This window comes from Yersinia canariae, from assembly GCF_009831415.1.
GTDB lineage: Bacteria > Pseudomonadota > Gammaproteobacteria > Enterobacterales > Enterobacteriaceae > Yersinia > Yersinia canariae.
This window is the reverse complement of record NZ_CP043727.1, coordinates 701,074-713,370: the sequence shown is the minus strand read 5'-3', so window position 1 is coordinate 713,370 and position 12,297 is coordinate 701,074. Positions and strand designations below refer to the sequence as shown.

Genomic DNA, 12,297 nt, shown 5'->3' with positions numbered 1-12,297 from the left:
AGGAGCCAAAGACTGATGTCTGCATTAACCCCAGCCAGTGAAGTGATACTGCGCCATAGTGATGAATTTCTAGCCCGCCACGTGTTGTTTGCCGGTGATTTACAAGATGCGCTGCCAGCGCAATTTGATGCAGCCGGGGTACGGGTTCACACCAATCAATATCACCACTGGCAATTGCTGAGCAACACGCTGGAAGAGAATGTTCAATTCGGTCTTGTGGCAACACCTGAAATCGTAGCAACCTGCGATACGCTGGTTTATTACTGGCCAAAAAGCAAACAGGAAGCCCAGTTCCAACTGGCAAATTTACTGTCATTACTGCCGGTCGGTTGTGATGTTTTCGTGGTTGGTGAGAATCGCAGCGGTGTGCGCAGTGCAGAGGAAATGCTGTCAGAGTTCGCGCAATTAACCAAAATTGATAGCGCCCGCCGTTGTGGCCTTTATCATGGTCGACTGGATAAACAGCCAGAGTTTGATGCTGATGCCTGGTGGGAAAGCTATCAGATTGGCGATGTCATCGTAAAAACCCTGCCGGGTGTATTCAGCCGTGATTCGCTAGATTCTGGCAGCCATCTGCTGCTTTCAACTTTCAGCGAGCCGTTTAAAGGCAGTGTGTTGGATGTCGGGTGTGGCGCTGGGGTACTGGCTTCAGTATTGGCGCAACAATCGCCAAAAATCAAATGGACGTTGAGTGATGTTAGCGCGGCGGCAATTGAAGCCAGCCGAGCAACACTGGCGGCAAATAATATCGACGCGCAAGTCATTGCCAGCAATGTCTACTCTGATATTAAAGGCCGCTTTGAGATGATTATTTCAAATCCCCCTTTCCATGATGGGATCCAAACCAGCCTGACCGCAGCAGAAATGCTGATCAGGGGCGCAACTGCGCACTTGCATGTGGGCGGTAAATTGCGGATCGTGGCGAACTCCTTCTTGCCGTACCCTGCACTGCTGGATGCCGCATTTGGCAGCCATGAAGTGCTGGCGCAAAATGGCCGTTTTAAGGTGTATCAGGCAACTGTCGGGCGTCCGCCACGAGATCCTAAGAAAAAACGTTAATTAAGCATTCAGATGGGCCATCCCTTCCGCGCCGTAGCGTTCACCTGCTGCGGCATGGAAGGGGAATACTGCATCCAACGCCGCCAACTCTTGCGCGCTGAGCACCACATCCAATGCCCCCAGATTCTCTGCTAAATAACTGCGACGCTTGGTGCCAGGAATGGGCACAATGTATTCTCCCTGCGCTAACACCCACGCTAAAGCTAATTGTGACGGCTTAACCCCTTTATCTTGCGCCATTTTTGTCACGGTATCGGCCAATGCCAGATTCAGCGCAAAATTATCGCCTTGGAAACGAGGGTTATCACGGCGGAAATCATCAGCGGCCAAATCATTCAGGCTGCGTATTGCTCCCGTCAGAAAACCACGCCCCAAGGGGCTATAGGCCACAAACCCGACACCTAATCGTTGGCAAGTTGCCAAGATTGAAGTTTCCACATCCCGCGTCCACAGTGAGTATTCACTCTGTACTGCAGTAATCGGGTACACCTGATGGGCTTTTTCCAATGTTGATGCTGATACTTCGCTTAGCCCGATATAGCGGATTTTCCCCGCCGTGACCAAATCAGCCAAAGTCCCAATGACATCTTCAACCGGCACCGTCGGATCACCACGGTGCTGGTAGTAAAGATCAATAACATCAACACCTAAGCGCTTCAGGCTGCCGTCAACCGACTGACGAATATAATCAGGACGGCTGCTCACACCGCGAACGGTGGGATCAGCGGGATCACGAACAATACCGAACTTGGTGGCTAAAAAGACCTGATCACGTTTGCCCTTAATCGCCCGCCCCACTAACTCTTCATTGGTAAATGGGCCATACATATCAGCGGTATCCAGCAAAGTCACACCCAGTTCCAGTGCCCGATGTAGGGTAGCAATGGACTCATTGGCGTCCTGATTGGTGGAATAGAAGTCACTCATTCCCATGCAGCCAAGACCCAGAGCAGAAACCCGTGGGCCATTCGAACCTAATTGACGTTGTTGCATTGTGATACTCCCCATTAGTGATGTCGGAAGAAAGTGTGGTTGTTTCGCGAGGAAAGATAAATAATGCAAACTGCTCATCACTGTTCAAAAAACACCAACAATAGGCGGACGCAGTTATGGACCAGATACAAGCCATGAGAATATTCGTGCGTATTGTTGAGCTGGGCAGTTTCAGTCGCGCAGCAGAAAAACTGCAATTACCGCGCGCTACGGTCAGCCATACTTTAAAGCGGTTAGAGCAGCGCCTAGGCGTCCGCTTGCTGGTGCGCACCACTCGACAAGTGAATATCACCGCTGAGGGCACACTCTATTACCAGCGCTGCTTGCAATTGTTGTCGGCATTTGAAGAGGCGGATTCGCTGTTCAGTCACCAGCGGCTACAACCGGAAGGGAAAGTGCGCATTGATATGCCCCATTCACTGGCGCGCAATGTGGTTATCCCTGCGCTGAGTGACTTTTATCAGCGCTATCCCCATATCACACTGATTCTCGGCGCCAATGACAGCACTATCGACCTCATGCGTGAAGGTGTGGATTGTGTACTGCGCGCCTGGCTGCCCCATGATGAACAATTAGCCGCGCGGAATATTGGCCAGCAACCACAAATTACCTGCGCATCCCCAGCTTATTTGGAAAAATACGGCATTCCGCTGTCACTGGATGACTTAGCGGGCCATCAATCTGTGGGCTATTTCTCCCAATTAAATAACCGCGATTATCCGCTAGAATTTGTGTGTCAGGGGAAAATTGAAAATCGCGTTTTGCCCAGTATCTTGAGTGTCAGCGGCGCGGATGCTTATATCGCGGCGGGGGTCGCAGGTTTAGGATTAATTCAAGTGCCCACGGCAGGAATTCAGGGGCAATTAGCACAAGGCGAACTGATTGAAGTATTATCTCATATGCCGCCGCCAGTAATGCCACTGTTTATCATGTTCCCCCCAGGGCGCTTTTTGGCCCCCAGAGTTAGGGTGTTAATTGACTGGTTAATTGAACTATTCGCCCATTATCCACCGGAATCCACCCACATGACGCGGTAAGCCCAAAATAAGAAAAACGCCGGTAATCAAATCATTTGATCAACATATGATGCTTTTTACAGCGAACGTCCCGCTTAGGGGAAATAAGTATTGACCTGAACGCGAAAATCTCTAGAATTCGCCCCCGTGGTTGTATCAAAAAGTCATGTTCCGGTACGCGATGGTGGCGGAATTGGTAGACGCGCTAGCTTCAGGTGTTAGTGTTCTTACGGACGTGAGGGTTCAAGTCCCTCCCTTCGCACCAAACAGTCTTTTTGAATAATCAGCAGTAAATACCCAAAGTAATTTGAATTGCAGGTAAGCCGTGAGCAACCCCATCCCGATAAACTTACTCAAGTAAGTGATTTGGATGAGTCGTGAAACTAACCCCTGCGGGTTCAAATATGAAGGGAATGATTTATATTGCACAGCACATGCGATGGTGGCGGAATTGGTAGACGCGCTAGCTTCAGGTGTTAGTGTTCTTACGGACGTGAGGGTTCAAGTCCCTCCCTTCGCACCAAGCTGGTGATATAAATCCTAAGTTTTACTCTTTTCAAGATAGTCCCAAAGTCATTCGAGTTGCAGCAAGGCGGTAAACGCACATGCAGTTTGAAGTATAATGGGCACAGCAGTAAGAAATCATTTGGGCGATGGTGGCGGAATTGGTAGACGCGCTAGCTTCAGGTGTTAGTGTTCTTACGGACGTGAGGGTTCAAGTCCCTCCCTTCGCACCACGATGATTTCTCATATCAGCACCTATTAAACCCTTTCTTTATAGTTCTGCTCTGTCAATGGATGCCATTGTGCATCAATATTGCGACAAAACCCGCCAAAAGCGCCAGACAAGATGGCAGTAATAAAAAGTGCCGCAACCGCGTGTGATAAAGCATGCTCACCGTCGCCAGCATAGCGACCACAATCAGCACTCGCAACTGACCCACAGTAATATCAGCCCACCCCAATACCGGTAGCAAAGCAACAGGCAGTAACATCCCCCAGCCACTGGACATCCCACGACTTAATAAACCACTTATCCCCCATGAACGGTAAGCTGAAAATCTGGCTGTAATCATAATGATCTCCACTCAAGTGATAATGATAATGATAACCAATATCATATATTACTCTGGAAGAGTCTGCATCATGAAGTTGTCATGACAAAATGTGTGGTTTAGCTGCCCCTGAGCCATTGATACCATCGATATATCAGATTTAGAGGAGTAAATTGATTAGTTGATCGACATCATGATGACAGGCTGAGACAAAAATGATAATTTTGACTAAGAAAATTCCTAAAGCAGTGTTAAAAAGATTCAAACAAAAATAATTACTTAAAAAAACTATTTATCGTGATGCTCAAATAAAGGGGCTTCATGAAGATATTGTTTATTTGTCTACTGACAGCACGCCATTATGCAGAGTGAATTGAACATGAATAGCCATTCCTACGATCAGCTTCTGAAAAGTAAGCATCGGCTCTCTTTATTGCTTTTTCTATTTCTTAATGCGTCGTCAGCTATTTTTAGTATGATATTACCGTCCCCTGAAACGCCCGTCGTGACATTACCTATCATCATGATCACGGTTATCAGTCTCAGCGCAGCTGCATATTTGATTTTCATTTCGAAGAATTATGCCGATAAATTGAATTTATTTTCAATTATCATAGGCGTACTTTGGGCCTGGCAAGTCATTCTGAAATACGAGTATCTGGGGGCAAATGAAAATAACTACTTATTACTTAGTCTGTTTACGATTTTCTTTATCGGCACAATTGCCCTATCTGATAACTTTCTCGCTTTTTGTTTGCATTCCGCCCCCTCTGCATTAACTGTTATTTTTTTGGATGACTTCCAAAATATTTTCCGCATCATATTCACAATTATGCTGCCTCTGATTGGCTTCTCTTTGCATCATTTAATGTTGCGCCGTAGTGATGATTTCACCCGTAAACTTGTTGTACACCTTTATAATGAAAGAGAAAAATTCAGTGATTTAAGCATGATAGATCCGCTCACCAGTTTATATAACCGCCGTGGATTGGAAAATAAACTGGAGACATTACTCGCGCAGTCTCCCGGTAATCATTATGTATTACTACTGGATATCGACCATTTTAAGGCCTATAACGATAACTATGGTCATACCATGGGAGACCAAGCTCTAGTGCGGGTGGCGGCAGCGATTCGTGATGCTGTGCGTTCGCGTGATATCGTGGTGCGCTATGGTGGCGAAGAGTTTTTAGTGTTGCTGACACATGTAAGCGAAGAGTATGCCACCCAGTTAGCTGAGCGTGTACGGCAGCGAGTATTAAGCCTTGATATTCCACATGTTTTCAATCACAAAGTGTCCACGACCGTCACCTTAAGCGCGGGGATATCTCCTTTGCAATCCTATGATCTGGCCTCTTCACTCAAAGCTGCGGATGAAGCACTTTATCGGGCTAAAAAAGATGGGCGAAATAAGGTCGCGTTTGCCGAAGATAATTTATCAAAGATTGAATCCCCCCTCGGATAAAATGATTGAATGGGGAGCTCAATGATTAACTTTCTTGTGAACGGTTGAGCTGAATACTGCGGTATTATATTGCTCTTTTATTCTGTTATTAATCCGTGTTATTACATAGACAAAATTAAACCACTGGTTTATCAGTGGGTAGATAATCTCTATTTAAGTTAATCATTCTGATTTCACGTTAAGAAAGCAATTAGCCTTTGAATGATATAGGGCTATTACTTTCGTCTCAGTGCTCATCTATCTTCCGATGAAAGTTACTTTCTCGGCCAATAGAAATATTATTCTAATAACAGAATAGGAATAATGATTATCATTTATATTATGATATGGGCCATTCTGTGGAAAGTTCTCAAGACTGAGCGAGAGAGGAATACATAAGCACGACAAATAACTCACTCGCCGGGATTATCCTAAATAGATAAATTAGAAGGCAATTTATCCTTAGACAAAGAAAGTATGCGGATGACCGACATACTTACCAGAATTGGTATCATTGGAACGAATAAGATAGCGCTGATCAAACAAGTTTTCACCCCTGCCCCTAATGTCAGGCTCGGCCAAGCTGGGCCAAAATTATATTCTGCGCGAGTGTTCCACACCATAATACCTGGGAATTGGCGTAGCTATCCAAATTCCAGACCCAAAGGAAACACTTATCCCATTCAGCACTGAATTGAATTCACTCAAATCATAACTAAATGCCAACTCCACGCTTTCATGAGCCGCCGCCCCTGGTGCGTCCAGCGGATATGATTACTGATGTGTTGCAGCTAACTTCTGATGAATACATTTGAATGACATATCACGTCGACGCCCATCAAGCTGACCATAAGGCGCGACTGCCAGCGGGATACCATCCATTAAGATAGTTGAATGCTAATGACAATCCCTATCTTTTCAAATAATTAAATGATTGTCTTCGGCGTGGCAATAAATTCTTTTTTAAAGATGTTATTCACGGTTTTATGGGATAACAAATTATTTTGTTGCTTTGCTAAACCGATTCTTCTACTTTTAGCAGCAAATAGGATTGAAGAAGATAGGGGTTTATCATGGAAAATACCGTTTGGGTTTTAGGCGATGCTGTAATTGATCTCGTCCCTGAAAATTCAAATAGTTACCTTAAATGTCCGGGTGGAGCTCCGGCCAATGTTGCAGTGGGCATTGCCAGATTGGGCGGCAAAAGTGCATTTATTGGTCGAGTTGGGCAAGACAGCTTTGGCCGCTTTATGCAGCAAGTTTTACAGCAGGAAAATGTTGATATCCGCGCAATGACACTGGATTCGAATCACCGAACCTCAACCGTGGTCGTGGATTTGGATCAACAAGGCGAGCGCACATTCACATTTATGGTGGTGCCAAGTGCCGATTTGTTCCTACAACCTGATGACTTACCTGAATTTAAACCTAAGCAATGGCTGCATCTGTGCTCCATCGCATTGAGCCAGGAACCCAGCCGTAGCACGGCATTTGAAGCCATGCGCCGCATCAAGGCAGATGGGGGTTGGGTCAGTTTTGATCCCAATATTCGGGCCGATATCTGGCGTGAACCACAAGAGCTACTCCCCTGCTTGCAGCAAGCTTTGCAGTTAGCTGATGTTGTAAAACTATCGCGCGAAGAGTTGGATTTTATCTGCCCTAATCAAGATATCGCCACGGCCATGGAGCACTTTATGGCGGATTATTGCTGTAAATTACTGCTGGTCACATTGGGGGCTGAAGGTGTTTGGGTGCATAACCGCCGAGAGGTGAAAAAATATGCCAGTTGGAAAATTACCCCAGTAGACACGACCGGGGCTGGAGATGCATTTGTTGCCGGGCTGCTCGCGGGATTATCGCAACAACCCGACTGGTATCAGAGCCGGGATTTAAGTGCGGTTATCAAGCAAGCACAAGCATGCGGCGCTCTAGCCACCACGGCTAAAGGGGCAATGACAGCCTTACCTAATGCACTGGAATTGTTACATTTTCTACAACGCGAACATTAATACTCGATAGCGGATGCCCTGAGTTGGCATCCAACTTTCTCAGTAACTCATCAGCCTTTGCTAAACACCCAGCTCACGCCACACTTCTGAGTATATTCGTTCAGAACATAGAATCCCTTTCACTGCTTTGCTTCTCTCGTCATATCACTCGATTTGTAGTGCAGATCACAATAGCTGAACCGGGTTAGCAAAATGTTTTGCTAATCCTGACTGATCGCCCGTATGTTAACCATGAAAAACCGGTTTAGCTGTTTAGCATAAATACAATCAATCACATACCGAGTGATATAAAAATGATGATAAAACCAAGCTATCTTGCTGTATCAATAGGACTTATTCTTTCTTGTGCAGCGACCCCCGCCTCAGCAGCCTCATCAAATATGGACATAGAAGCCCGTCTCAATGCTTTGGAACAGCGATTACAACAAGCAGAGCAACGGGCAAAAAATGCAGAAAAACGCGCCGAAGTTGCAGAAAAACAAGCACAAAAACTGGAAACTCGCACTCTTCAAGCAGAAGAGAAAACCGTTCAAGTGGCAAAACGTACTGAGAAATTAGAGAGTAAAACGCAAAGCGACAATGGCTTTGAGTTTCACGGCTATGCTCGCTCTGGTTTGTTAATGAACTCTTCCGGTACCGGCACTCAAGGCGGCCCTTATGTTTCCCCGGCAGGCAGTACCGGTGGGGCGATTGGCCGTTTAGGCAATGAGCCGGATACCTATGTTGAAGTGAATCTTGAGAAAAAACAGAAGTTGGATAACGGCGCGACAACCCGCTACAAGGTGATGTTGGCTGATGGCCAACGCAGTTATAACGACTGGACGGCCGACAGCAGTGACCTGAATGTGCGACAGGCGTTTGTCGAATTGGGCACCTTGCCCACCTTCACGGGTATTTTCAAAGACAGTACTCTGTGGGCCGGTAAGCGCTTTGATCGCGATAACTTTGATATTCACTGGTTGGATTCCGATGTGGTATTCCTGGCCGGTACGGGTGGCGGTATTTATGACATCAAATGGGCTGATAATCTGAAGAGCAACTTCTCGCTATATGGCCGCAATTACGGCGAAATCGAGAATGTTAACAGTGATATTCAAAGCTATATTTTCACCACCAATAACTATTTCTCTACCAATAACAACAGTGGCCAGTTCCAGTGGATGTTGAGTGGTTTACGTGCCAAAGATAATGAAGCGCGCAAAAACAGTGGTGAAACCGTCAATACCAATGCCGCTGATAAAGGTATTCACAGCATGGTCGCCTACCACGGAGACAGCTTCTATGGGCTGCGCGAAGGGACCTCAAAAACGGCTTTGTTATATGGTCACGGCCTGGGTGCTGAAGTGAAGTCTATTGGCTCTGATGGCAACTTAACCGGCGGCGCAGACACTTGGCGTCTGGCCTCATACGGCACAACGGCGCTGAGTAAGACCTGGAGCCTGGCTCCCGCAATATTGGCACAGCAAAGTAAAGACCGATATGTCGAGGGCGATAGTTATAAGTGGGTGACGTTCAATGCCCGTCTGATTCAGGAAATCACGGAAAACTTTGCTCTGGCTTATGAAGGCAGTTACCAATACATGAATCTCGACCCGCAAGGGTATAAGGATTATCACAAAGTCAGCGGCGGTTTCTATAAACTGACCTTTGCACCAACCTTTAAAGCGGGCGATATCAGTAACTTCTTTAGCCGACCAGAAATTCGTGTCTTCGCGACCTACATGGATTGGAGCCAAGACCTGGATAACTACGCCAAAGATGATGCCTTCGGTAAAAATGATTTTGCAGCTGGCGGCCAATGGAACTTTGGTATCCAGATGGAAACCTGGTTCTGACAATTCCCCGCTGTGAGCAGGGGATTGGCTGCCACGGCGGGAAACCTATTTGATGTGCGAGGGATATAATGAATATTAATGAGACCGCAAAGGCTCTGCTCCCATTACTCGGCGGTAAAGACAATATTGTCAGTGCAGCGCACTGTGCGACCCGTTTACGTTTGGTGCTGGCTGATGACTCACTGGTGCAAAAATCAGCAGTGGAAAAAGTCGAAGGCGTCAAAGGCTGCTTTAGCAATGCCGGGCAATTACAAATTATTTTCGGCACCGGACTGGTGAATAAAGTTTATGCAGAATTTATTAAAGTGGCAGGCATCAATGAATCCAGTAAATCAGAAGCTGCCGATGCCGCAGCCCGTAAACTGAACCCATTCCAGCGCATTGCCCGGCTGCTTTCTAATATTTTTGTCCCTATCATCCCGGCGATTGTCGCCTCCGGTTTGTTAATGGGCTTGCTCGGCATGGTCAAAACCTATGGCTGGGCCGATGCCAACAGCGCGCTGTTTATCATGCTGGATATGTTCAGCTCCGCCGCCTTCATTATTTTGCCTATTTTGATTGGATTTACCGCCGCCAAAGAGTTTGGCGGTAATCCCTATCTGGGCGCCACTCTAGGCGGCATTTTGACCCACCCGGCACTGACCAATGCCTGGGGAGTGGCGGGCGGTTTCCATACCATGAATTTCTTCGGTATGGAGGTGGCAATGATTGGCTATCAGGGCACGGTATTCCCCGTCCTGCTGGCGGTGTGGTTTATGAGCATGTTGGAAAAACGCCTGCGCAAAATCATTCCGGATGCGCTGGATTTAATTCTCACGCCATTTTTGACAGTCATTATTACCGGCTTTGTTGCGCTGCTGTTTATCGGCCCTGCGGGACGTGTGCTGGGTGACGGGATTTCACTGGTGCTCAGCACCTTGATTACCCATGCGGGTTGGCTGGCCGGGTTACTGTTTGGTGGGCTTTATTCCGTTATCGTGATAACCGGTATCCACCATAGTTTCCATGCAATCGAAGCTGGTTTATTGGGCAACCCGAATATTGGTGTCAATTTCCTGCTGCCCATCTGGTCGATGGCGAACGTCGCACAAGGCGGGGCGTGTCTGGCGGTCTACTTTAAAACTCGTGATACCAAGATTAAGGCCATCGTGATCCCCTCAGCATTTTCCGCCATGCTGGGGATCACTGAAGCTGCGATTTTCGGGATAAACCTGCGCTTTATCAAACCCTTCCTCGCCGCACTGGCGGGCGGGGCATTAGGAGGTGCATGGGTAGTAGCTAATCATGTCAATATGACAGCAGTGGGCTTGACCGGCATCCCCGGCATTGCCATCGTGCAAGGGAATTCTATAATTAACTATCTGATTGGGCTGGTAATTTCCTTTGGTGCGGCGTTTATTATTTCCTTGCTACTTAAATACAAAACGGACAGCGAATAATGCAAGAAGCCAGTTTGCTTAAACATCTTACGCTGGCAGTGATGCGCGGTCAGTGCCGCGCATTGCAAGACCCGCACCGGCCGGGCTGGCACCTGGCGCCTTGCGTCGGGTTGCTGAATGATCCCAACGGATTTATTTATCATGCTGGCTATTATCATCTGTTTTATCAATGGAACCCGCTGGATTGCCGCCATGGCAGTAAATATTGGGGCCACTGGCGCAGCACTGATTTGGTTCATTGGGAACATCAGCCGGTGGCATTGGTGCCGAGCGAAGCCTATGAAAGTCATGGCTGTTACTCCGGTTCGGCAGTGATTGCTGATGATCTTATCACCCTGATTTATACCGGTAATGTGAAATATCCCGATGGCTCCCGCACCGCATTTCAATGTTTGGCGCAGGAAAATGAGCGCGGAGAATTTGACAAATTAGGGCCGGTGCTCCCATTGCCTGCGGGCTATACCGGCCATGTGCGCGACCCGAAAGTCTGGCAGCACGACGGCCTGTGGTACATGGTGTTGGGGGCTCAAGATAAGCAACTGCAAGGCAAGGTTCTGCTGCTGTGCTCGGATGATTTGCATGAATGGCATAACTTAGGCGAAATTGCCGGTTCCGGTCTGGGTGGGCTTGGGCCTTTTGGTTATATGTGGGAATGCCCCGACCTGTTCACCTTGGCAAATAAGGACGTTTTGATTTTCTGCCCACAAGGTATACCCGCCGAAGCAGAGCGTTATCGTAATACCTTTCAGGCGGGTTATCTGCTGGGCCAATTGGATTATGCCAACAGCACCTTTAATCATCAGGATTTCCATGAACTGGATGCCGGTTTTGAATTCTACGCGCCACAAACCACACTGGCCGCTGATGGTCGCCGCTTATTATTTGGCTGGATGGGTATTCCAGACGAAGATGAGTTGTACCAACCGACAGTAGCCTATGGCTGGATCCACACCATGACCTGCCCACGCGAGTTGAGCCTCAACGGTGACAAACTGATTCAGCAACCGGCTCGCGAATTAACTGCGCTACGTCGTGAATACCACCAGTGGCAAGGCCGTGCTCAAAATGCGCCACTTCTGCCTATCAGCAATGCTGAAATGATAATCGACGTCAGCGCGCCATTTACCCTCTCATTGGGCAATGCGCTGGTGTTGGAATGGGATGGTGCGCGCTTGATCCTGAGCCGCAATAATCTGCGCACCGGATTGCAAGAATTCCGTTACTGGCGTGGTCAATTGCAACAGTTACAGCTACTTTGCGACCGTTGCAGCATAGAAATTTTTATCAATCAGGGTGAGGCAGTTATGACCTCAAGTTATTTCCCGACAGAACCGCCACAAGCAATTTTTGGCGGAAGTGCCGAACTGTGTGTCCAACACTGGCTGTTGTCTTCGCCCATGTTAGAATGAATTATCTTTCAAGGCGACAGATTCACCCGGTGAAAAAC

The 12,297-nt window shown here is 47.5% G+C and carries 9 protein-coding genes, 3 tRNA genes and 1 pseudogene; 10 read left to right on the top strand and 3 right to left on the bottom strand.

Translation table 11 applies throughout. From position 1 onward, the window contains the following. Positions 1 to 15 precede the first annotated feature (15 nt). The gene (gene rsmC / locus F0T03_RS03385; RefSeq protein ID WP_145556204.1) at positions 16 to 1,059 is read left to right on the top strand and encodes a 16S rRNA (guanine(1207)-N(2))-methyltransferase RsmC; all 1,044 of its coding nucleotides are present in this window, start codon (positions 16 to 18) and stop codon (positions 1,057 to 1,059) included. Here rsmC and F0T03_RS03380 read toward each other — a convergent pair whose 3' ends face one another. Beyond that, positions 1,060 to 2,052: an aldo/keto reductase gene (locus tag F0T03_RS03380; RefSeq protein WP_159677234.1), complete on the bottom strand. Its 993-nt coding sequence runs from the start codon at positions 2,050 to 2,052 to the stop codon at positions 1,060 to 1,062. A 116-nt stretch (positions 2,053 to 2,168) separates the two neighbouring features. Between F0T03_RS03380 and F0T03_RS03375 the strand changes: the two genes are divergently transcribed. The 4 genes from F0T03_RS03375 (at position 2,169) to F0T03_RS03360 (ending at position 3,805) form a co-directional block, all read left to right on the top strand. Continuing rightward, complete coding sequence (locus tag F0T03_RS03375; protein ID WP_159677233.1) at positions 2,169 to 3,089, top strand: LysR family transcriptional regulator; 921 nt, start codon at positions 2,169 to 2,171, stop codon at positions 3,087 to 3,089. A gap of 157 nt (positions 3,090 to 3,246) precedes the next feature. Then, positions 3,247 to 3,333, top strand: a tRNA-Leu gene (locus F0T03_RS03370). Positions 3,334 to 3,504: 171 nt separating this feature from the next. Beyond that, a tRNA-Leu gene (locus tag F0T03_RS03365) sits at positions 3,505 to 3,591 on the top strand. A 127-nt stretch (positions 3,592 to 3,718) separates the two neighbouring features. After that, positions 3,719 to 3,805: transfer RNA gene (locus tag F0T03_RS03360), tRNA-Leu, on the top strand. Positions 3,806 to 3,859: 54 nt separating this feature from the next. Here the strand turns inward: F0T03_RS03360 and F0T03_RS03355 are convergent. Continuing rightward, the gene (locus F0T03_RS03355) at positions 3,860 to 4,144 is read right to left on the bottom strand and encodes a DUF1435 family protein (protein WP_145556207.1); all 285 of its coding nucleotides are present in this window, start codon (positions 4,142 to 4,144) and stop codon (positions 3,860 to 3,862) included. A 340-nt stretch (positions 4,145 to 4,484) separates the two neighbouring features. On the opposite strand from F0T03_RS03355, the gene F0T03_RS03350 reads away from it, so the two are divergent. Next, a complete protein-coding gene (locus tag F0T03_RS03350) occupies positions 4,485 to 5,588 on the top strand; it encodes a GGDEF domain-containing protein (protein WP_159677232.1) in 1,104 nt (367 codons plus the stop codon). A 441-nt stretch (positions 5,589 to 6,029) separates the two neighbouring features. Here F0T03_RS03350 and F0T03_RS21825 read toward each other — a convergent pair. Further along, a pseudogene (locus tag F0T03_RS21825) lies at positions 6,030 to 6,358 on the bottom strand (TonB-dependent siderophore receptor); the annotation flags it as partial. 282 nt (positions 6,359 to 6,640) lie between these two features. Between F0T03_RS21825 and F0T03_RS03340 the strand changes: the two are divergent. The 4 genes from F0T03_RS03340 (at position 6,641) to F0T03_RS03325 (ending at position 12,259) form a co-directional block, all read left to right on the top strand. Beyond that, entirely contained in the window at positions 6,641 to 7,576 is a 936-nt protein-coding gene (locus F0T03_RS03340) for an aminoimidazole riboside kinase (RefSeq protein WP_145556209.1), read from the top strand. Positions 7,577 to 7,869: 293 nt separating this feature from the next. Beyond that, the gene (locus F0T03_RS03335) at positions 7,870 to 9,411 is read left to right on the top strand and encodes a carbohydrate porin (RefSeq protein ID WP_159677231.1); all 1,542 of its coding nucleotides are present in this window, start codon (positions 7,870 to 7,872) and stop codon (positions 9,409 to 9,411) included. 68 nt (positions 9,412 to 9,479) lie between these two features. Continuing rightward, positions 9,480 to 10,850, top strand: coding sequence for a sucrose-specific PTS transporter subunit IIBC (locus F0T03_RS03330; RefSeq protein WP_145556211.1), 1,371 nt, complete (start codon positions 9,480 to 9,482; stop codon positions 10,848 to 10,850). Next, entirely contained in the window at positions 10,850 to 12,259 is a 1,410-nt protein-coding gene (locus F0T03_RS03325) for a sucrose-6-phosphate hydrolase (RefSeq protein WP_159677230.1), read from the top strand. The genes F0T03_RS03330 and F0T03_RS03325 overlap by 1 nt, the downstream gene beginning before the upstream one ends. Positions 12,260 to 12,297 lie beyond the last annotated feature (38 nt).